The organism is Pseudomonas sp. GW821-FHT02C04 (assembly GCF_059421845.1).
This window is the reverse complement of record NZ_JBWKVT010000001.1, coordinates 1366773-1386937: the sequence shown is the minus strand read 5'-3', so window position 1 is coordinate 1386937 and position 20165 is coordinate 1366773. Positions and strand designations below refer to the sequence as shown.

Here is a 20165-nt window from a genome sequence, read left to right as displayed (position 1 = left end):
TAAGTTGGGGGGGATGTGTGAGATTTAACAGTGAAATGGAGAAAATGCTCCGTCGGGTGGGACGTGCTTCTCTGGTCGGGGAGTTGGCGGATATTGCAAGGTCCGGTTTCGTAGAGCGGGATGGCTGTGTTTTTCTGGCGAACCTGGATAGCTTCCAGAGGAACGCAAGCCTGAAGAACTTCCCGGATAGAACGGGGTATGAGTGCTTCGTTAATTCGATCCATATCGATGATTACGTAAAAACCGAGTTTTTGGCATGCGCGCTCTCGTACTTGTCTTCAGTGTTTGAAACGTGGAACAAATCCGGTCTGCCGGGTGTTCTGCAGGGAGCCATTTCAGGTGATAAATTCGATGCGACGGTGAAGTTTCATCTGCAGCGACCTGGAGAAACCTGGTTGAGCGATGACCTTGAGGGATACGAGCAAGCGTTGTTTACCGTTGACTCGAGTGATGAGGCGTTTCTCGAAAGGTATGGGCGGTGAACAGTAACGGCGACAGGGGCGGGCTTAAAATAATTAAATAAATCTTTCCCCTTTTAGTGAGGATTAAAGTGATCGAATGGAGCCAGGCACCGAATGGCGCCTATTTCCCCAAGAGGGGAAATGACACAAAAGCCTTTGAGGGATGCGTTTCTCAGTCGGTTCTGGATGGCTTAGGGTTGAAATGATGAAAATTTATAAGGGTAATATTTCCAAAGAGTCATTGAATCTGTTTGTCTCGGACATAGGTTCCGGGGAGTTCTTTTCGTATGTAGGTAATCTCGTTTCATTGGAACAAACAATTTCTGTTCTGGGTTTGCTTTCTCCTGATTTTATTGAGGTCGATGGTCACGTCTTCTGGCTGCCCAATGCTGAACAATATGATCCACATAAATTTCCTTTGAGGGGGATGGTCGAGACTGAAACTGGTGTGTTGGAACAGAGTGCATTGCGTAAAAACGTTGAACGGTATAGGAATGTTTTTTCAATAAATCAGTTTTTTTCAAGGTGGGAAGATGCGCCGGATAGGCCGGTATTCAAGGTGGGACTGTCAGAAGAAGATTATCGTCTTTGCCATTTGTTTGCCGAGCAGCTCACTGGATATTGGAAGCGCGCGTTATCAGACTGCTTTCCAGGAAAGGAATTTCAGTTTTAAATTGCCGATGATCTTCTCGATGACTATGGGGTTTGTCTAACTTTCTGGCAGTCGTAGTTGAGAAAAGGGGGCAGATTTATTTTATTAAATAAATCTGCCCCCTTTTTGTTACTGGCGTCGACTGAGCGTAGCCGGGGATGACCTATGAGTATGTATTCCAGGTTTGATGTTTGTATAAGCCGGTACGCTGATGATGAGATTCCGACCGATTACTGGTCGGATGTCGAAGTTGTGAACGCGTCCGGGATACTTGAAGAGTTTTCCGACACCGACTGGTCGGAACTGCTGGCGGCCGTCAATGGCAAGAGTGAATTCTGGATTTTGCGCATGTGCGAATCCATGGGGGACGTTGCTGATGAACGCGCTCTGGCTGTATTGCTGGATGTCATGTTTCACGAAAGCGAAACCGTCAGGTATGCGGCGCTGGACGCTATCAGGTCGATGACAAGCTCAGGTGTGGAAGCGGGAAAGTGCTTCGCTCTGATTGCGTCGGCCATCGAGCGAGCAAAGCAGGAAAACAACCAGGCAGAACACTAAAAGGGGACAGATTTATTTGATTTAATAAATCTGTCCCCTTTTAGTGGTCGTCCCCTTTTAGTGGTCCCCTTTTAGTGAGTAATCGATCAATAACTCGAAAGGCTTTAATGAATGACCATTGATTTTGACTTGCTCGGCCCAGGAGACCTTGGACTGATTCGCGCAGGTATGACCCGTGAAGATTCGAGGTCGGCCCTCGAAAGCCCCTTTGACGAGTTTTTAAAAAGTCCGGATTCCGCTATCCCAACCGATGCATATGATGATCTGGGACTTCATGTCTACTTCGATAATGCCTTGATGGTCGTCGGCGTTGAGTTTTTGAAATGGGCTCAATTCGCCTGGCGCGGTCAGCGGTTGGCAGGCGAAGAAGTGTTTGTCGTTCAACAGTTCCTGATAGAGCAAGGCGAGTTTCTGGTTTTCAATAACTCAGGCTTCAATGTGGCCCGTCTGGGCCTGCGGTTCTACGCACCTGAAATAGGTGAGGAGGGCGCCATCGTCGAGGCTGTTTATGTGGACTTTACTGGCGTCGACTGAGCGTAGCCGGGGATGACCTATGAGTATGTATTCCAGGTTTGATGTTTGTATAAGCCGGTACGCTGATGATGAGATTCCGACCGATTACTGGTCGGATGTCGAAGTTGTGAACGCGTCCGGGATACTTGAAGAGTTTTCCGACATCGACTGGTCGGAACTGCTGGCGGCCGTCAATGGCAAGAGTGAATTCTGGATTTTGCGCATGTGCGAATCCATGGGGGACGTTGCTGATGAACGCGCTCTGGCTGTATTGCTGGATGTCATGTTTCACGAAAGCGAAACCGTCAGGTATGCGGCGCTGGACGCTATCAGGTCGATGACAAGCTCAGGTGTGGAAGCGGGAAAGTGCTTCGCTCTGATTGCGTCGGCCATCGAGCGAGCAAAGCAGGAAAACAACCAGGCAGGGCGGGTGTCGGTGTTGAATCTCGAGCATCTGCTTACAAGCAAATGAAGGAGGAGGGCAGACCACGTCGAGTGGTCTGCTGATCTTGCCAGAAACGAATTCGAGCGCGACGTGCGGCATCGTTTGATGTTGTTTGCTGGTGTTCTTTCGCTTACTTCGGATAAAGCGGCGGCAACCCGCTATCGCCCACAGGATCCTGCACCCGCTCCGCCGTCGGAATTGTCCGGATTGCCCGCCACAAATCCTCACCCTGCCAATGCTGCCCGGTCTCGCTGTACAGCGCGCCGTTCAAACCGTCGAGCGCATCCGACAGCGGCACAAATCGCGCAGCCATGTCCGCCAGGGTTTCCGGCTGCTGACGGGCCCACGCGTCGAGGGCCTGGCGGGTGGCGTGGGGGTCGTTGGCCTGGCTGGCACGTTTGATGTCGTCGAGCAGGGTGCGCGGGCTCGGGCCGGTTTGCGCGGCGCGCAGGATCGCCGGTTGCCAGCGGGCACGCCACCACAGGCCGAAGCCGAGCAGGGTGGTACAGGCCAGAATCAGTGTGCTGAGTTTCCACCACCACAGCGCTTCACTGTCGGCGGCGTTGAATGATGGTGCGCTGCCGGCCGGGGTGTCGACCTGCAGACTTGGGTTGTTCACCACTTGCAGGGTGCGCGCCGGCAGGCTGGTGTGTTCCAGGTGATCTTCGAAGGTGTTCCACCACACCACGTCCACGGTCGGCAGTTCGATCGAACCGCTGCGGCTCGGCACCAGCGCTTCGCGTTCTTCACGGCTGCCGATCAGACCGCGTTCGCTGCTCTGATTGTTGAGCACCGGCTGATCCGGATAACGGCGCAGGCCGTTGGCTTCGGTGGCGGGCAGGGCCGGCAGTTGTGAGCTGGCGAGGCCTTCGACCTTGAGCGTCAGGCTGCGCGTCAGAGAGTCGCCGACCTGCGTGTGATCCGGCTCCGGGTTCCAGCTCTCGCTCAGGCTCAGGCTGCGGGCCGGCAACCACGGCGCATCGCTCGGATAAGTGATCGGTTTGGGTTTGACGGTCAGCGGGATTTCCGAGGACGTGACTCGCAGCAACTTGCCGGTTTTCGGCCCTTGGGCGGTGGGGTCTTTTGCCGGTTGGGTGTCGACCAATGTGGCGCTGAAGGTCTGCGGAGTGATGGTCAGCAAGCCACTGTGCTGCGGATAGATCGCATAGCGCATTTCGATCACGCCGTGCCGCACACCGTTGATGTCTTTTTCGTAGGTGCGCGTGTCGCCCAGTTGCTCGATGCGCGCGTCGGCGATCTGCAACGGGGTCACGCTGCTGTCGTCGTACAGCGAAACCGAATGGTAGATGCGCAGGGTCAGGATCGCCTGGGCCTGCACGTAGACGTTGGTCTGGTCGAGGCTGGACTCGATGAACACCGGATCGAGGACATTCTTTTCTTCGTGAACGTCGCTTTCAACCACCTGCACGGTGATCGGCTGGCTCTCGGTTTCGCCCAGTTTCAGCGATGGGATTTCCATGCTGCCGTTCTGTTTAGGCAGCAGGGTGATGATCCAGCGGGTGGTAGCGCGGTTCTCGTTGTTGAGGGTGGTCAACTGGTTGACCTGACGCGTGCCGCGCACTTCGAACAGCGGCTCCAGTGGGGTCAGATCAGGTTTGCCGAACTGCGTGACATCGTTGGATTCGAGGGTGAGTTCGACCGTCTCGCCGGAGTTCAGGCGACTGCGATCCACACTGGCCGTCAGCCCGGCCGCCTGGGCGGTGGCCGTGCAGATCAGCAGGGGCAGCAAGAGAGCGGTGAAACGGGTCATCGAGTGTTTTCCTGATCCTGATGTTGTTGCTGTTCGTACCAGAATTTGCGTCGCAGCAGTTCGCCCGGATCGTCCGGGATCTTGCCCAGCCATTGTTCCAGTGCCTGGCGTTGCTCGCCTTCGACATTGTCTTCGCTGGGGCGCAGCGTCGGGCTGGTGTTCTGTTCTTCGTCCGGCGCGCTGTTGGGCACTTCGTTGGGGCCTGGCTGCGGCGGGGTGGTCGGCGGTGGTTCACTGGCCGACTCCGCGGGCTGGGCCTCGCTTGGCGCATCATTCTTGACCGCCGGTGGCGGTGCAGTGGCGGGCGGTGGTTCGTCGCCCGGCACGTTCTGCTGCGTCGGTTGCTTCTCGGGCTCGGTCGGCGGCGGAGTGTTTTTCTGCTTGAGCAGGTTTTCCACCAGCGCCTTGTTGGTCAGTGCCGGACGTAAATCCGGCTGCAACTCCAGAGCCTGTTCATAGGCATCGATCGCCGCTTCCAGCTCACCGCTTTTCGCCAGTGCGTTGCCACGATTGTAGTGGGCGCGGGCATCGCTGCCTTCGGCAAAACGCTGGGCGGCGCCACTGTAGTCGCCGGCCTCGTACAACGCCAGCCCTTGCCACTGATGATCTTCGAAGTGTTTCGCCGCTTCGGCAGGACGCTTCTGCTTGAGCAGGTGCAAACCCTGTTGATCGGGGCGCAGCCACAGGTCTTCGAAATCAAAAGCGTAGCTCGGCTGTGGCAGGCAAAACAGCAGCGGCAGGCAGAACAACCAGCCACGGCGCCCGGCGCACGCGGCGAGCAGCAACAGCGGCAACAGCAGCCAGTAACCCTGATCGGCCCAGGTATCGAGGCGCAGGGTCTGGCCGTCGTTGCGCAGGCTGCGCGGGCCGTTGAGCAGGCCAAGGCTGCCCAGATCCGACTCATCCAGCCGTGCGCTGTGGTACTCGCCGCCCACCGAATTGAGGAAGGCGCCGAGGCCGGGGCTGTCGAGTTGCGGCACGCGGATCGCGCCCTGGGCGTCCTTGAGGAAACTGCCGTCCTCCTGAGCAATCGGCGCACCCTCGGCGGTGCCGATGCCGAGCATCAGCAGCTGCGCCGATTGCCCGCTCAACGCATGGCGTATGCCTTGGCGTTCCTCATCGGACAGCGAAGAGCCGATCAGCAGAATGCGTCCCTGACCCAGCGCCCCCTGTTCCAGCAAGGCCAGCGCCTTGCTCACAGCATGATCGGCGCGATGGCCGCTCTCTGGCATCAGCGACGGCTTGAGGGCGTCGAGCAGATTGCGACTGGTCGCGAGGTCGTCCGACAGCGGCACCAGCGTGTGGGCACTGCCCGCGTAAACCACGATGGCGGTCTGCGCATCACTGCGCGCCTGCAACAGATCGAACAGCTTGCGTCGGGCTTGCTCCAGACGCGTGGGCGGCGAGTCGGTGGCGAGCATTTCCGGGGTCAGCTCCAGCACCACCACCAGCGGATCCGCCGGTTTCTGGCTGGTCTGTTCGACGCGCTCCCAACTCGGCCCGAGCAGCGCCAGGATCGTCAGCAACCATGCGCCGCCCAACGCTACCCACGGCAACTTGCTGTCGCGACCGCTGCCGCCACTGAGCAACGCCGCATGGAACGCTGGCGGCAGAATCATCTGCCAGCGTCCGGCGCGTTTCTGCCGGTGCCAGAGCTGCCAGATCAGCCAGCCAAGCAGCGGCAACAGCAGCAACCACCACGGACGGAACCAGTGCGGCCAGAGGGCGATCATCGGCGCCTCCGCAGACGCAAACGCTTGAGGCGCGCGCGCCAGTCAGGCAGGGGGCTTTGCAGATACAGCTCCTTGGTGAACAGCCGTTGCAACGGGTTGTCCGGCCACAACTCGCGGGCAACCAGCAATATGCTCAACAGCAACGCCAATGCCAGAGGCCATTGATACAACGCCTGGGCCGGGCGCGCCTGGGTCGGTTGCTGGGCCACCGGTTCCAGTTGGTCGAGGGTGTCCTTGATCGCTTGCAGTTCCTTGCCGTCGCGGGCGCGGAAGTATCGTCCGCCGGTAGCGTCGGCGATCGCCTTGAGTGCTGGCTCGTCGAGATCGAGGGTCGGATTGCCGCCGAGCAGTGCCGTGGCGCCACTTTCTTCGGGGTCGGCACCGATGCCGATCGGATAGATCTTCACGCCTTCGTTGGCGGCCAGTCGTGCGGCGGTCAGCGGATCGATTTCGCCGCCGTTGTTGGCGCCGTCGGTGACCAGAATCAGCACACGGCTCTGTGCCGGGCGCATGCGCAGACGTTTCAGCGCCAGACCGATGGCGTCGCCAATGGCGGTGTTCTTGCCGGCGATGCCGATCCGCGCTTCGTCGAGCCACACGCGCACGGTGCGTCGGTCAAACGTCAGCGGTGCTTGCAGGTAAGCCTGGCTGCCGAACAGGATCAAACCGACCCGGTCGCCATCGCGGCTTTCCAGGAAGTCGCCGAGCAAATGCTGAACCAGCGACAGGCGACTGACGTCTTCGTCGTTCCATTGCATGTCGGGGAAGTCCATCGAGCCGGACACGTCCACCGCCACCAGCAGATCGCGACCGCTCGCAGCAATCGGCAGCGGTTCGCCGAGCCATTGCGGGCGGGCGGCAGCGATCAGCAGAAACAGCCACAACAGCATGAGCGGTGCCTGCTGGCGCCAGGCCGGCAGATTGGCCCGGGCGCGGCGGCGGGCGAGACCTTCGAGGTCACCAAGGAAACTCACTTTCAACGCTGGCTCGCCGCTGTCCGCGACCGGCAGCACAAGGCGCATCAGCCACGGCAGTGGCAACAGCACAAAGATCCACGGCCAGGCGAACTCAAACATGCTTGCGGATCCAGGTGTCGACGGCTTGCGTCAGGCCGGCGATGGCCTTGTCGTCCAGTTTGCACTCGGGTTTGTAGGCGCCCTCGACCAACACCATCCAGCGGGTCAGGCCGGCGGCGGGGCAGCGGTTGTCGAGAAACGCCAGCCATTTGCGCCCGTTGAGGGTGTGACTCTGGCTGTAGGGATAGTGGTTGCGGCACAGGCGTTTGAGCAGGCCGTTGAGTTGTTGCAGCCACGCGCCCGCCGGGGCACCGTCGTAGGGTTTGACCATTTGTGCCAGCTCGGCGAGTGCGGCGATGCGCACCGGATCGAGCGGGATTTCGGCGCGCACGACGGGTTTCTTCTTGATTGGAATGAAACGGCGCAGACGCCAGAGCACGACGCCGATCAGCGGCAGCAACAGAAGCAGCAGCCACCAGCCCGGCGCCGGCGGCCAGAAGGCAATCGGTGGCGGGGAAATCAGCGGTTGCAGTTGTTCGAGGCCGTTCATCGAACTTTCCCCGGGCGCTGCGGATTGAGGAACTCGCGCATCTGCTCGACCATTTCGCTCTGGGTGCTCAACGGCATCAGCAACACCCGAAGTTTCTGCGCGAGCAATTCCCAGCGGGCGATGCGGGCTTCGGCCTGGGCACGATAGGTCTGGCGTAGGTCGAAGTTGAGGGTGTCGAGTTCCAGTTGCGCGCCTCGTTCGGCGAATCTCAGCAGCCCGGCAGCGGGCAGGGCGTGATCCAGCGGATCGGACAGCGGCAGCATCAGCAGGTCGCAATGACGCGACAGCAGGCTCAATTGCTGCTCGGCACTGTCGGTCAGTGCGCGCTCGTCACAGATCACGATCACCAGACTGCCGGGGCGCAGCACTTCGCGAGCCCGGCGCAACGCCACGCCAAACGCATCGCGATCCGGCTCCCGCTCGCTGTGCAGCGACTGGTTGACCTTCACCAACCGGTTGAGCAGTTGCAGCAGGCTCTGCTTGCTGCGGCGTGGCTTGATTTCGTAATGCTCGTTGTCGCCGAACACCAGCCCGCCAACCCGGTCGTTGTGGCCCAGCGCGGCCCAGCCGATCAGCGCTGCAGCCTGCGCCGCGAGCACCGATTTGAACATCAGCCCGGAACCGAAGAACAACCGCGTGCTTTGCTCGACCATGATGAAAATCGGCCGTTCGCGCTCTTCATGGAACAGCTTGGTGTGCGGCTCCTGAGTCCGCGCGGTCACGCGCCAGTCGATGGTGCGCACGTCGTCGCCGGCCTGATAGACCCGCACCTGATCGAAGTCCACGCCACGGCCACGGAATTTCGAGTGGTGCAGGCCGATCAGCGGGCTGCGCTGGCTTGGCGTGGAAAACAGCTGCACTTCGCGCACGCGGTGACGCATCTCGATCAGCTCGGCGAGGCTGACGCGAATACCCGGTTCGGAAGGCAGAGAGGCGTTCATCGGGGTCAAGCGACGGCTACGACGTCGAGAATCCGTTGCACCACGCGATCCTGATCGATGCCAGCGGCTTCGGCTTCAAACGACAGAATGATGCGGTGGCGCAACACGTCGAACAGCACAGCCTGGATGTCTTCCGGGCTGACGAAGTCGCGACCGGCCAGCCAGGCGTGGGCGCGGGCACAGCGATCAAGGGCGATCGAGCCACGCGGGCTGGCGCCGTAGGCAATCCATTCGGCCATTTCCGGGTCGAACTTGGCCGGGTTGCGCGTGGCCATGACCAGTTGCACCAGGTATTCCTCCACGGCGTCCGCCATGTACAGGCCGAGGATTTCCTTGCGCGCGGCGAAGATCGCCTGCTGGCTGACCCGGCGTTCGGGCTTGGTCTCGCCGTTCAGGGCTTCGCCCCGGGCCTGTTGCAGGATCCGGCGTTCGACGGCCGCGTCCGGAAAACCGATTTTTACGTGCATCAGGAACCGGTCGAGCTGCGCTTCGGGCAGCGGGTAGGTGCCTTCCTGCTCGATCGGGTTCTGCGTGGCCATCACCAGGAACAGCGGCGACAGCTCATAGGTGCTGCGCCCGACACTGACCTGACGTTCGGCCATCGCTTCGAGCAAGGCTGATTGCACCTTGGCCGGGGCACGGTTGATTTCGTCCGCCAGCACCAGGTTGTGGAAGATCGGGCCTTGCTGGAACACGAAGCTGCCGGTTTCCGGGCGATAGATCTCGGTACCGGTGATGTCGGCGGGCAGCAGGTCCGGGGTGAACTGAATGCGATGGAACTGGGCTTCGATGCCCTCGGCGAGCTCTTTGATCGCTTTGGTCTTGGCCAGACCCGGAGCGCCCTCGACCAGCATGTGGCCGTCGGCGAGCAGGGCGATGAGCAAGCGCTCGATGAGTTTTTCCTGGCCGAGAATCTGCGTTGAAAGAAAGGTTCGCAGCGCCAGCAGCGCTTCACGATGTTCCATCGATGACTGTTCCTGGAAAGGGTGGCCACAGGCGTTCGGATAACGCCGGGGCTGGGGGCGTTACTTTAATCCATCGCAGGGGGTGGCGACTAACGGCATTTTGCGCAAAGTGCGGGAAATGACCGGGGCAATTGTTGGAATTTTGTAGGGCGGGGGAGATGTGGTGTTCTTTGAGGCCCTTTCGCTCGCGAAAGGGCCGGCCCAGACGCCATCAAATCTGGCTGATAAAGGTGCCAGTACCGTCAAGAATGTTCTTCAGGGTTTCCTCGACCTCGGCCAGATCCACCATGTCCGGGTTGTAGGTGATTTCCAGCACATCATCGCCATTCAACGCATCGGCATCCGCCGCCGCGATTTCGATTTTCAGCAGGGTCTTGGTCAAGGTGACTTTCACGCCATCGAGGGTGGACGGCTCGCCATCCAGCGTGATCTCCAGCTCATCCTCGTCCGGATAGCGGCTCATCAGAAACATTTCACCCTTGTCGCTGTGGCAGCAGAGCATGGCCATGTTGTCTTCTTCGTCGTCGCACGGGTTGACGATCAAAAGGGCGGTGGTCATTTGCATGGGTAATTCCTGCCTCGGCGGGCTCGGTGGTCGCAATAAAGCGCGATTCTGCCAGCCCTCGGGAATTTCTGCTCGCCTGAGTGTCAGAGGATGTGTCGTGAACGCGACGCAGGTCAATGGTCATTTCTGGCACGCATGTACCGTAAAACCGGGGATTCAGACCGGCGTTCTGCCCCATGAATGCTAGTGTTTACCGATGCGCCTGCCTTGGTTTACGTGCCAATGACCGAATATGTCGCAGCACCGCAAGCAGACACATTGTCGCACCCATTAAGCTGCGCAACGGATGAGCACCCGTAAAGGCATTGCCATGGCCCCGCGAGCGGCGCCGGACAGTCGTTTTTGCAGATGCCCATTCATGGAAGGTGAATGTGACCTGAGTGTCTCGTCCAGCTTCACCCACCTGTCACCCTGTTTCCTCTGCCCGAGATTCAGGAACAGGGCGACGGAACGCCCCGAAAGGGGTTTTGTACGCGACGCTTTCCATCAATAACAAGCCCAAGCGGAGTACCACAGATGGCGTTCTTCACCGCAGCCAGCAAAGCCGACTTCCAGCACCAACTGCAAGCGGCACTGGCGCAGCACATCAGTGAACAGGCACTGCCACAAGTGGCGCTGTTCTCTGAACAATTCTTCGGCATCATTTCCCTGGACGAGCTGACTCAACGTCGCCTCTCCGACCTCGCTGGCTGTACTCTTTCTGCGTGGCGCCTGCTTGAGCGCTTCGATCACGCGCAACCGCAAGTGCGCGTCTACAACCCCGATTACGAACGTCACGGCTGGCAGTCGACCCACACCGCGGTCGAAGTGCTGCACCACGACCTGCCATTCCTGGTGGACTCGGTGCGTACCGAGCTGAACCGCCGCGGCTACAGCATCCACACCCTGCAGACCACCGTGCTCAGCGTGCGTCGTGGCAGCAAGGGCGAATTGCTGGAAATCCTGCCTAAAGGTTCGACCGGCGAAGGCGTACAACACGAATCGCTGATGTACCTGGAAATCGACCGCTGCGCCAACGCGGCCGAATTGAATGTGCTGACCAAGGAACTGGAACAGGTCCTGGGTGAAGTCCGCGTCGCGGTTGCCGATTTCGAGCCGATGAAGGCCAAGGTGCAGGAAATCCTCACCAAGCTCGATAACAGCGCATTCGCCGTCGAAGCCGACGAGAAGACCGAAATCAAGAGCTTCCTGGAATGGCTGGTGGGCAACCACTTCACCTTCCTCGGCTACGAAGAGTTCACCGTTGTCGATCAGGCCGATGGCGGCCATATCGAATACGACCAGAACTCCTTCCTCGGCCTGACCCGGATGCTGCGCACCGGTCTGACCAACGAAGACCGTCACATCGAAGACTACGCCGTGAACTACCTGCGCGAACCGACGCTGCTGTCGTTCGCCAAGGCTGCGCACCCGAGCCGCGTCCACCGTCCGGCTTACCCGGACTACGTGTCGATCCGCGAAATCGATGCCGACGGCAAAGTCATCAAGGAACACCGCTTCATGGGCCTGTACACCTCGTCGGTGTATGGCGAAAGCGTACGTGTCATCCCGTACATCCGCCGCAAGGTCGAAGAGATCGAGCGCCGTTCCGGCTTCCAGTCCAAGGCTCACCTGGGCAAGGAACTGGCACAGGTTCTGGAAGTGTTGCCGCGTGACGACCTGTTCCAGACCCCGGTCGACGAACTGTTCAGCACCGTGATGTCGATCGTGCAGATCCAGGAACGCAACAAGATCCGCGTGTTCCTGCGCAAAGACCCGTACGGTCGTTTCTGCTACTGCCTGGCCTACGTGCCGCGCGACATCTACTCCACCGAAGTTCGTCAGAAAATCCAGCAAGTGCTGATGGAGCGCCTGAAGGCGACCGACTGCGAGTTCTGGACCTTCTTCTCCGAGTCCGTGCTGGCCCGCGTGCAACTGATCCTGCGCGTAGACCCGAAAAACCGCATCGACATCGACCCGCTGCAACTGGAAAACGAAGTCATCCAGGCTTGCCGCAGCTGGCAGGACGACTACGCCGCCCTGACCGTTGAAACCTTCGGCGAAGCCAACGGCACCAACGTGCTGGCGGACTTCCCGAAAGGCTTCCCGGCCGGCTACCGCGAGCGTTTCGCTGCGCACTCGGCCGTGGTCGACATGCAGCACCTGCTGAACCTGAGCGAGAAGAAGCCGCTGGCCATGAGCTTCTACCAGCCGCTGGCTTCCGGCCCGCGCGAGCTGCACTGCAAGCTGTATCACGCCGATACCCCGCTGGCCCTGTCCGACGTGCTGCCGATCCTGGAAAACCTCGGCCTGCGCGTGCTGGGCGAGTTCCCGTATCGCCTGCGTCACAACAACGGCCGCGAGTTCTGGATCCACGACTTCGCGTTCACTGCCGCTGAAGGCATGGACCTGGACATCCAGCAGCTCAATGACACCCTGCAGGACGCGTTCGTCCACATCGTGCGCGGCGACGCCGAAAACGATGCGTTCAACCGTCTGGTGCTGACCGCCGGCCTGCCATGGCGCGACGTCGCGCTGCTGCGTGCCTACGCTCGCTACCTGAAGCAGATCCGTCTGGGCTTCGACCTCGGCTACATCGCCAGCACCCTGAACAACCACACCGACATCGCTCGCGAACTGACCCGGTTGTTCAAAACCCGTTTCTACCTGGCACGCAAGCTGGGCAGCGATGATCTGGACGACAAGCAACTGCGTCTGGAACAAGCGATCCTGACCGCGCTGGACGACGTTCAAGTCCTCAACGAAGACCGCATCCTGCGTCGTTACCTGGACCTGATCAAAGCGACCCTGCGTACCAACTTCTACCAGACCGACGCCAACGGCCAGAACAAGTCGTACTTCAGCTTCAAGTTCAACCCGCACTTGATCCCTGAACTGCCGAAGCCTGTTCCGAAGTTCGAAATCTTCGTTTACTCGCCACGCGTCGAAGGCGTGCACCTGCGCTTCGGCAACGTCGCTCGTGGCGGCCTGCGCTGGTCCGACCGTGAAGAAGACTTCCGTACCGAAGTCCTCGGCCTGGTAAAAGCCCAGCAAGTGAAGAACTCGGTCATCGTGCCGGTGGGTGCGAAGGGCGGCTTCCTGCCGCGTCGCCTGCCACTGGGCGGCACCCGTGACGAGATCGCGGCCGAGGGCATCGCCTGCTACCGCATCTTCATCTCGGGTCTGTTGGACATCACCGACAACCTGAAGGACGGCAAACTGGTACCGCCGGCCAACGTCGTGCGTCATGACGACGATGACCCGTACCTGGTGGTCGCGGCGGACAAGGGCACTGCAACCTTCTCCGACATCGCCAACGGCATCGCCATCGACTACGGCTTCTGGCTGGGTGACGCGTTCGCGTCCGGTGGTTCGGCCGGTTACGACCACAAGAAAATGGGCATCACCGCCAAGGGCGCGTGGGTTGGCGTTCAGCGCCACTTCCGCGAGCGCGGCATCAATGTTCAGGAAGACAGTATTACTGTAGTCGGCGTGGGCGACATGGCCGGTGACGTGTTCGGCAACGGTTTGCTGATGTCCGACAAGCTGCAACTGGTTGCCGCGTTCAACCACATGCACATCTTCATCGACCCGAACCCGAACCCGGCGACCAGCTTCGTCGAGCGTCAGCGCATGTTCGACCTGCCGCGTTCGGCATGGTCCGACTACGACACCAGCATCATGTCCGAAGGCGGCGGTATCTTCTCGCGCAGCGCGAAGAGCATTGCCATCTCCCCACAGATGCAGGAACGCTTCGACATCAAGGCCGACAAACTGACCCCGACCGAACTGCTGAACGCCTTGCTCAAGGCGCCGGTGGATCTGCTGTGGAACGGCGGTATCGGTACTTACGTCAAAGCCAGCACCGAAAGCCACGCTGATGTCGGCGACAAGGCCAACGATGCGCTGCGCGTGAACGGTAACGAGCTGCGCTGCAAAGTCGTGGGCGAGGGCGGTAACCTCGGCATGACCCAACTGGGTCGTGTGGAATTCGGTCTCAATGGCGGCGGTTCCAACACCGACTTCATCGACAACGCCGGTGGCGTGGACTGCTCCGACCACGAAGTGAACATCAAGATCCTGCTGAACGAAGTGGTTCAGGCCGGCGACATGACGGGCAAGCAACGCGATCAGTTGCTGGCGAGCATGACCGACGAAGTCGGTGGTCTGGTGCTGGGCAACAACTACAAGCAGACTCAGGCTCTGTCCCTGGCGGCCCGCCGCGCTTATGCGCGCATCGCCGAGTACAAGCGTCTGATGAGCGACCTGGAAGGCCGTGGCAAGCTGGATCGTGCCATCGAGTTCCTGCCGACCGAAGAGCAACTGGCTGAGCGTGTTGCCGAAGGCCACGGTCTGACCCGTCCTGAACTGTCGGTGCTGATCTCGTACAGCAAGATCGACCTCAAGGAGCAGCTGCTGGGCTCCCTGGTGCCGGACGACGATTACCTGACCCGCGACATGGAAACCGCGTTCCCGCCGACCCTGGTCAGCAAGTTCGCCGAAGCCATGCGCCGTCACCGTCTGAAGCGCGAAATCGTCAGCACCCAGATCGCCAACGATCTGGTCAACCACATGGGCATTACCTTCGTTCAGCGACTCAAAGAGTCGACCGGCATGACCCCGGCGAACGTGGCTGGCGCTTACGTGATCGTGCGTGACATTTTCCACCTCCCGCACTGGTTCCGTCAGATCGAAGCGCTGGATTATCAGGTCTCCGCTGACGTGCAACTGGAGCTGATGGACGAGCTGATGCGTCTGGGCCGTCGCGCTACGCGCTGGTTCCTGCGTGCCCGTCGCAACGAGCAGAACGCTGCCCGTGACGTCGCGCATTTCGGTCCGCACCTGAAGGAGCTGGGCCTGAAGCTGGACGAACTGCTGAGCGGCGAAATCCGCGAAAACTGGCAGGCGCGTTATCAGGCTTACGTCGCAGCCGGTGTACCGGAACTGTTGGCGCGTATGGTGGCGGGGACTACCCATCTCTACACGCTGCTGCCGATCATCGAAGCGGCCGACGTGACCGGTCAGGACCCAGCCGAAGTGGCCAAGGCGTACTTCGCCGTGGGCAGCGCGCTGGACATCACCTGGTACATTTCGCAGATCAGCGCCTTGCCGGTTGAAAACAACTGGCAGGCCCTGGCCCGTGAAGCGTTCCGCGACGACGTCGACTGGCAGCAACGCGCGATCACCATCGCCGTTCTGCAAGCGGGCGGCGGTGATCTGGACGTGGAAGCGCGTCTGGCACTGTGGATGGCGCAACACGACGCGATGATCCAGCGCTGGCGCGCCATGCTGGTGGAAATCCGTGCCGCCAGCGGCACCGACTACGCCATGTACGCGGTGGCCAACCGTGAGCTGAACGACGTGGCGTTGAGCGGTCAGGCCGTTGTGCCTGCTGCGGCGACTGCGGAGCTTGAGCTTGCTTGAGTAGCCGCTGAATGAAAAAGCCCCTGCATTGTGAGATGCGGGGGCTTTTTTTTTGCCTGACGGTTTTCTCGTTACTGCAAGTTATGTCCTTGTTTGTTATCAATCATCGACACTTTATCTGCCGGCCCGGTCAGTAAATTACTGAGCGACTGGTCAAACTTCTGCAACGCCCGAACCTGAACTTCCTGTTGCTGATTAATATCCGCAACAATCTCCTCTGAACGCTTGAAGTCCGCCCAGACCGGCGTCAACTCTTTCGCCTCAGAGCCCTTGGCCGTCCCGATGTAGTTCAACTTCCCGTCATAAAAGTCCGCACTCACATCTGCCTTGATGTCGGAACTGCGCGAGGTAATCAACTGGCTGTGAGTGTCGACGATCGCCACCACATCCGGGTTGGCCGCACGCAGGCTCTGCATGTCCGGGTACACCGTGACCGAGCCGAACTGACGTTGCAGGGACGCTTTCACCCAGTCCACGGCCATGTCCGGTTTCGATGTGGCGACGTAGGCATCGTGGATCGGCTGTACCAGCAAACTCTGGCCGAAACCGGTGCCGGCGTTGGCCTGATAGTCGCGCAGGTATTCGCGGTTGGTCTGGGTGCTCGGGCTGTAGACGACGCCCAGCGAGACACCGGGACCGCTTTTGACCTGGGCGGCGCTGCTGCGGCCGACCGGTTGGGTGAACAGTGTGTCGAGGGAGGAAACCGCTTTTGGAGCGGTAGGAACGGAGCAGGCGGACAACGCTAAAACTGATATCGCCAAGGTACTGGCAAAGGCAAGTTTCATGGTGAGTCTCCCGTGAAGCAACTTCAGTCGGAAAGTCAGAGGTGTCGGGGTTGATTAAATGGAACCGGCGACAGTTGCCTCAGACTACTCCCGCGAAACTGAAAACAACCTGACAATTTGCTGAATGACTGTCATGCAATAGTTTTATTGGCTGTAAGCGTTTTTGATTAATTGCCGCGGGAAATAAAAAAGGCGCCAATCAACGATTTGCGCCTTTTATTTATGGCTGGTTAAACAACCATCAGTTTTTCAATGGGATCAGCACTTGCTCGTCCGGCGACAGCACCATGAACACCAGCAACTTGGCAGGTTTGGTTTTGCTGGCGTTTTTCGACACCAGATGTTCGGAGCCGGCCGGCTCGTACCAGAACTGGCCCTTCTTGTAGGTGATTGCCTCTTCACCCTTGACCTGGGACGTCACTTCGCCTTCGAGCACATAGGCCATGGCCGTGCCGTCGTGCTTGTGGGCGATGGAGGACTGGCCGGGTTTGTAGTCGACTTCGATCATCATGGCTTTTTTGCCCGGGACATTTTTCAGCATCTGATCCTGCAGGACCGAGACCTTCTCGGAGGCATCGTGAGCCATGGCGGCGGCAGAAACAGACAGGGCGAGAGCGGCGGCGAAAATGTGCAGGAGTTTCATGGCGGGTCACCTGTGAAGTGGGGGAGTCGGTCTTCACAGTAGTCCGCGTGCCGGTCTAATCAAACGGCCAATATTCGGGAAGATCGGGTGACCAATCCGGATTCCCCGCAAACCAGAAAAACCACAGCCTTCGGCAGCCTCGCGGGTTTCCCCGAGGCTGCCGAAGGCTGCAATTTTCTTGAGTTTCAAACGATAGGAAACGAGTTGAAATCGACGCTATTGGCCAGCCGACTGTCGATCAGATCGATAAACCCCTGAGCCTCAGGCCGGTTGAAATGCGCCTGCATCGCGGCCTCCGACTGCCAATGGGCACTGACCGTCCAGCGGTGGCTGTCGTCGGGGCAGCGGTCGACCATATAGGAATCGCAGCCCGGTGTTTCGCGCAGGGTTTCGACGATCTTCTGCAACTGCTTGCCCAGCTCCTCGGAGCGGCCGGCCGCAGCCTGCACCTGTACGGTGTTGATCACTTCGTTGGACATTGCTCACACTCCTGAATCAGGCCGGACGAATCCTGCTCATTGAGGGATAACGCCTGTGCAGAATAGGCCTGCACCCCCGGATCACCAATAACCAATCGGCGGGTAATCCGTTAGACCAATCTATCAGGCGACCTGTTGCAGAATGTCGCGCAGGCGATCCAGCGCGATATCGATGTCCAGCGTCTCGATGGCGCCGAAGCCGAAGTACATTCCGCTTCTCGCCGGCTGCTGGTAATAGAAGCCGTCGATGGCGTACAGCCCGACTTCGACCTTTTTCGCCAGTTCGATCACCAGCGGCAAGTCGATCGGCACCCGGCAGAACACCGCCATATGAAAGCCCGCGCTCGCCGGCACGGCCTCCAGCCACGGCGACAGGTCTGTGGCCATGCGCGCCAGGATCCGCTCGCGGCGCTGGGCGTAAATGGTGTGGCAGCGGCGAATGTGCTTGAGCAGGCAACCCTCGGCGATAAACTTGGCGAGCGCCCATTGCGGCAGGGTGGACGCGTGCAGATCGGTGAGCTGCTTGGCGCGGATCACCGCTTCGAGGATCGCTGGCGGCAGGATCGCATAGCCGAGGCGCAGCTCTGGCAGCAGGGTCTTGGAGAAGGTGCCGACGTAAGCCACGATGCCGCGCTGATCGAGGTTGTGCAGCGAATCCGTCGGCCGGCCCTCGTAACGGAACTCGCTGTCATAGTCGTCCTCGATGATGATCGCGCCGAGTTCATAGGCCCGGGCCAGCAACGCCTCGCGCCGCGCCTGACTCATCGACATGCCCAGCGGGAACTGGTGCGACGGCGTCACGTAGATCAACCGGGTGCCATCGGGAATGTGCTGCACCTGAATCCCTTCCGCATCCACCGGCACCCCGACCACGGTGGCGCCATGAGTGCCGAACAGCAGCCGCGCCGGCGGATAACCCGGATCTTCCATCGCCACCAGACTGCCGGGGCGCAGCAGCACCCGGGCGATCAAGTCCAGCGCCTGTTGCGCGCCGTTGCACACCACGATGTCTTCGTCCTGGCAGTTCACGCCGCGAGAGAACGCGATGTGCCGGGCAATCGCATTGCGCAGCGCCGGCAAGCCTTCCGCCACGCTGTAGAAACCCTTGGAACCCGCCATTTGCCGCATGGCGTGAGAGACACAGCGGCGCCAGTCATCGTGGGGAAACTGGCCCTTGCTGGTGGCGCCGCCGATGAAGTCGTAGCGCAGCGAGCCTTCCAGCGTCGGATGGCGCAGGAACACCGGCAGGTTGCACCAGCTCTCGATCACCTCGGAACTGGCCAGTTCGGAATGACTTTGCTTGCGCTGGACCGGCGTCGAGCGCGCGTTGACGTAAGTGCCTTTGCCGATGACGCCTGTGAGGAAGTTTTCGTAAGTCAGCTGCGCGTAAGTGTCGGAAATGGTCTTGCGCGAAATCCCCAGTTGCTCGGCGAGCAAGCGGCTGGGCGGCAGTTGCGTGCCGGCGGCCAGACGCCCGGATTCAATGGCGCCACGCAGTTGTTGGTACAACTGACCGGCCAGATCCTTGCGGCCGTTGATCACGACATGAAGTTCCATACCGACGGGGCTCCTGGGGGCGAATGAGGCGGATTGTGCGCCCGCCAGATTACTCCCGAATGCACGCGGGGCAGAAGTTGCGCGGAGCAAAAACCGGAAATTGGTCAAGGATCAGTGGTCTGCCGGTTTTCCGTGGAATTGGGGCTGTAACCCTGGCGCACCAGCGCTTACCGTGAAATCACTCTTCTGCTGCCCGAGACCCGCCCATGTCCCCGCGTCTGGATTACTACAGCGCTTCACCCAAAGCCATGAAAGCGATGATTGCCCTGGAAGCGCTGACCTGCAGCCTGAGCATCGAGGCGCCGCTGCTGCACCTGATCAAGATCCGCGCCTCGCAACTCAACGGCTGCGCGTTCTGCACCGACATGCACTCGGTGGAAGCGCGGCGGGCAGGGGAGACGGATCGGCGGCTGTACGCCATCGCGGTCTGGCGCGACAGCGGCTTCTTTAACCTGCGCGAACGGGCGGCGCTGGCCTGGACCGAGGCGGTGACGCTGCTGGCGGATAGCCGGGTGCCTGACGATGTTTACCAGCAGGCGCGGGAACAGTTCAACGAGACGGAGCTGGTGGACCTGACCATGGCCGTCAGCACCATCAACAGCTGGAATCGCCTGGCGGTGAGTTTTCGGCAAGTCCCCAGTGACTGATCACTAGCCATCTCCCAAGCCCCTACACGGTGATCGTTCCCACGCTCTGCGTGGGAATGCCTCTGGGGACGCTCCGCGTCCAGTGACGCAGAGCGTCACGGGCTGCATTCCCACGCAGGAGCGTGGGAACGATCAGGTAAAAACTAGTTCGGCGGCCGCTGCGGTTTCACCGACGTACCAAACGTGTTGCCCATCCGCGTACTGGTGGCCGCCGGCGTCGCCAGCCCCACCTGATTCGGCGGGCGCTTGTTGACCGGCACATTCATCGCTTCCTGATTCTTCTGCGCAGCCGCCGCGCCGTCGGGGTTGTTGCCCATCTGCTGGCTCAGGCAGTCGTAATTCGGCGCCTTGTAACCGCCCACAGTCACCTCGACGCAACCCACTGCCTGCTCGGCATGCACGCCGCCCGACAGCATCAACAACATTCCGCTCAGCGCCAATGTCCACAGTGATTTCATGCTGGCCTCCTGGCCGGCCCGAA

19 protein-coding genes are annotated in these 20165 nt (G+C 60.2%); 7 read left to right on the top strand and 12 right to left on the bottom strand.

The window, feature by feature from the left end:
* The first annotated feature begins 17 nt into the window (after window positions 1-17).
* The 5 genes from AC07VV_RS06245 (at window position 18) to AC07VV_RS06225 (ending at window position 2656) form a co-directional block, all read left to right on the top strand.
* Window positions 18-482 (top strand): PM0498 family protein, encoded by a 465-nt coding sequence (locus AC07VV_RS06245; protein ID WP_495035677.1) that lies wholly within the window; start codon window positions 18-20, stop codon window positions 480-482.
* Window positions 483-666: 184 nt separating this feature from the next.
* Window positions 667-1134 carry a hypothetical protein gene (locus AC07VV_RS06240; RefSeq protein ID WP_495035676.1) on the top strand — a complete coding sequence of 156 codons (468 nt, stop codon included), beginning with the start codon at window positions 667-669 and terminating at the stop codon, window positions 1132-1134.
* A gap of 144 nt (window positions 1135-1278) precedes the next feature.
* Complete coding sequence (locus AC07VV_RS06235) at window positions 1279-1671, top strand: HEAT repeat domain-containing protein (RefSeq protein WP_495035675.1); 393 nt, start codon at window positions 1279-1281, stop codon at window positions 1669-1671.
* 111 nt (window positions 1672-1782) lie between these two features.
* Window positions 1783-2205 carry a hypothetical protein gene (locus AC07VV_RS06230; protein ID WP_495035674.1) on the top strand — a complete coding sequence of 141 codons (423 nt, stop codon included), beginning with the start codon at window positions 1783-1785 and terminating at the stop codon, window positions 2203-2205.
* A gap of 19 nt (window positions 2206-2224) precedes the next feature.
* On the top strand, window positions 2225-2656 hold the full coding sequence (locus AC07VV_RS06225; RefSeq protein WP_495035673.1) for a hypothetical protein: 432 nt from the start codon (window positions 2225-2227) through the stop codon (window positions 2654-2656).
* A 103-nt stretch (window positions 2657-2759) separates the two neighbouring features.
* Here the strand turns inward: AC07VV_RS06225 and AC07VV_RS06220 are convergent, their stop codons facing one another.
* From AC07VV_RS06220 to AC07VV_RS06190, 7 genes are all read right to left on the bottom strand, one after another.
* A complete protein-coding gene (locus tag AC07VV_RS06220; RefSeq protein ID WP_495035672.1) occupies window positions 2760-4400 on the bottom strand; it encodes a BatD family protein in 1641 nt (546 codons plus the stop codon).
* Window positions 4397-6133 (bottom strand): tetratricopeptide repeat protein, encoded by a 1737-nt coding sequence (locus AC07VV_RS06215; RefSeq protein WP_495035671.1) that lies wholly within the window; start codon window positions 6131-6133, stop codon window positions 4397-4399. Before AC07VV_RS06215 ends, AC07VV_RS06220 begins: the two co-directional genes overlap by 4 nt.
* The gene (locus AC07VV_RS06210; RefSeq protein WP_495035670.1) at window positions 6130-7209 is read right to left on the bottom strand and encodes a vWA domain-containing protein; all 1080 of its coding nucleotides are present in this window, start codon (window positions 7207-7209) and stop codon (window positions 6130-6132) included. The genes AC07VV_RS06215 and AC07VV_RS06210 overlap by 4 nt, the downstream gene beginning before the upstream one ends.
* Entirely contained in the window at window positions 7202-7699 is a 498-nt protein-coding gene (locus AC07VV_RS06205) for a DUF4381 domain-containing protein (protein ID WP_192558207.1), read from the bottom strand. The genes AC07VV_RS06210 and AC07VV_RS06205 overlap by 8 nt, the downstream gene beginning before the upstream one ends.
* Window positions 7696-8640: a DUF58 domain-containing protein gene (locus AC07VV_RS06200; protein WP_096820033.1), complete on the bottom strand. Its 945-nt coding sequence runs from the start codon at window positions 8638-8640 to the stop codon at window positions 7696-7698. Before AC07VV_RS06200 ends, AC07VV_RS06205 begins: the two co-directional genes overlap by 4 nt.
* A 5-nt stretch (window positions 8641-8645) precedes the next feature.
* Complete coding sequence (locus AC07VV_RS06195) at window positions 8646-9605, bottom strand: AAA family ATPase (protein WP_007913915.1); 960 nt, start codon at window positions 9603-9605, stop codon at window positions 8646-8648.
* Between the two features lie 211 nt (window positions 9606-9816).
* Window positions 9817-10170 (bottom strand): hypothetical protein, encoded by a 354-nt coding sequence (locus AC07VV_RS06190; protein ID WP_085711311.1) that lies wholly within the window; start codon window positions 10168-10170, stop codon window positions 9817-9819.
* A 516-nt stretch (window positions 10171-10686) separates the two neighbouring features.
* Here AC07VV_RS06190 and AC07VV_RS06185 point away from each other — a divergent pair.
* Window positions 10687-15573, top strand: a complete 4887-nt coding sequence (locus AC07VV_RS06185; protein WP_495035669.1) for an NAD-glutamate dehydrogenase — start codon at window positions 10687-10689, stop codon at window positions 15571-15573.
* Window positions 15574-15644: 71 nt separating this feature from the next.
* Here AC07VV_RS06185 and AC07VV_RS06180 read toward each other — a convergent pair whose 3' ends face one another.
* The 4 genes from AC07VV_RS06180 to pdxR all read right to left on the bottom strand — a co-directional run bounded on the left by AC07VV_RS06180 (window position 15645) and on the right by pdxR (window position 19037).
* Entirely contained in the window at window positions 15645-16358 is a 714-nt protein-coding gene (locus AC07VV_RS06180; RefSeq protein ID WP_495035668.1) for an ATPase, read from the bottom strand.
* A gap of 241 nt (window positions 16359-16599) precedes the next feature.
* Window positions 16600-17001 carry a cupin domain-containing protein gene (locus AC07VV_RS06175; protein ID WP_249484461.1) on the bottom strand — a complete coding sequence of 134 codons (402 nt, stop codon included), beginning with the start codon at window positions 16999-17001 and terminating at the stop codon, window positions 16600-16602.
* A 185-nt stretch (window positions 17002-17186) separates the two neighbouring features.
* A complete protein-coding gene (locus AC07VV_RS06170) occupies window positions 17187-17480 on the bottom strand; it encodes a putative quinol monooxygenase (RefSeq protein WP_096820028.1) in 294 nt (97 codons plus the stop codon).
* Window positions 17481-17603: 123 nt separating this feature from the next.
* Window positions 17604-19037: a MocR-like pyridoxine biosynthesis transcription factor PdxR gene (gene pdxR / locus AC07VV_RS06165; protein WP_495035667.1), complete on the bottom strand. Its 1434-nt coding sequence runs from the start codon at window positions 19035-19037 to the stop codon at window positions 17604-17606.
* A gap of 206 nt (window positions 19038-19243) precedes the next feature.
* Between pdxR and AC07VV_RS06160 the strand changes: the two genes are divergently transcribed.
* Window positions 19244-19684 carry a carboxymuconolactone decarboxylase family protein gene (locus AC07VV_RS06160; RefSeq protein WP_495035666.1) on the top strand — a complete coding sequence of 147 codons (441 nt, stop codon included), beginning with the start codon at window positions 19244-19246 and terminating at the stop codon, window positions 19682-19684.
* A 143-nt stretch (window positions 19685-19827) separates the two neighbouring features.
* Here AC07VV_RS06160 and AC07VV_RS06155 read toward each other — a convergent pair whose 3' ends face one another.
* A complete protein-coding gene (locus AC07VV_RS06155) occupies window positions 19828-20142 on the bottom strand; it encodes a hypothetical protein (protein ID WP_495035665.1) in 315 nt (104 codons plus the stop codon).
* Window positions 20143-20165 lie beyond the last annotated feature (23 nt).

Coding starts and splice junctions, on each gene's coding strand:
- AC07VV_RS06240 (WP_495035676.1), top strand. CDS start 667: ATGAAAATTTATAAGGGTAATATTTCCAAAGAGTCATTGAATCTGTTT.
- AC07VV_RS06235 (WP_495035675.1), top strand. CDS start 1,279: ATGAGTATGTATTCCAGGTTTGATGTTTGTATAAGCCGGTACGCTGAT.
- AC07VV_RS06230 (WP_495035674.1), top strand. CDS start 1,783: ATGACCATTGATTTTGACTTGCTCGGCCCAGGAGACCTTGGACTGATT.
- AC07VV_RS06225 (WP_495035673.1), top strand. CDS start 2,225: ATGAGTATGTATTCCAGGTTTGATGTTTGTATAAGCCGGTACGCTGAT.
- AC07VV_RS06220 (WP_495035672.1), bottom strand. CDS start 4,400: ATGACCCGTTTCACCGCTCTCTTGCTGCCCCTGCTGATCTGCACGGCC.
- AC07VV_RS06215 (WP_495035671.1), bottom strand. CDS start 6,133: ATGATCGCCCTCTGGCCGCACTGGTTCCGTCCGTGGTGGTTGCTGCTG.
- AC07VV_RS06210 (WP_495035670.1), bottom strand. CDS start 7,209: ATGTTTGAGTTCGCCTGGCCGTGGATCTTTGTGCTGTTGCCACTGCCG.
- AC07VV_RS06205 (WP_192558207.1), bottom strand. CDS start 7,699: ATGAACGGCCTCGAACAACTGCAACCGCTGATTTCCCCGCCACCGATT.
- AC07VV_RS06200 (WP_096820033.1), bottom strand. CDS start 8,640: ATGAACGCCTCTCTGCCTTCCGAACCGGGTATTCGCGTCAGCCTCGCC.
- AC07VV_RS06195 (WP_007913915.1), bottom strand. CDS start 9,605: ATGGAACATCGTGAAGCGCTGCTGGCGCTGCGAACCTTTCTTTCAACG.
- AC07VV_RS06190 (WP_085711311.1), bottom strand. CDS start 10,170: ATGCAAATGACCACCGCCCTTTTGATCGTCAACCCGTGCGACGACGAA.
- AC07VV_RS06185 (WP_495035669.1), top strand. CDS start 10,687: ATGGCGTTCTTCACCGCAGCCAGCAAAGCCGACTTCCAGCACCAACTG.
- AC07VV_RS06180 (WP_495035668.1), bottom strand. CDS start 16,358: ATGAAACTTGCCTTTGCCAGTACCTTGGCGATATCAGTTTTAGCGTTG.
- AC07VV_RS06175 (WP_249484461.1), bottom strand. CDS start 17,001: ATGAAACTCCTGCACATTTTCGCCGCCGCTCTCGCCCTGTCTGTTTCT.
- AC07VV_RS06170 (WP_096820028.1), bottom strand. CDS start 17,480: ATGTCCAACGAAGTGATCAACACCGTACAGGTGCAGGCTGCGGCCGGC.
- pdxR (WP_495035667.1), bottom strand. CDS start 19,037: ATGGAACTTCATGTCGTGATCAACGGCCGCAAGGATCTGGCCGGTCAG.
- AC07VV_RS06160 (WP_495035666.1), top strand. CDS start 19,244: ATGTCCCCGCGTCTGGATTACTACAGCGCTTCACCCAAAGCCATGAAA.
- AC07VV_RS06155 (WP_495035665.1), bottom strand. CDS start 20,142: ATGAAATCACTGTGGACATTGGCGCTGAGCGGAATGTTGTTGATGCTG.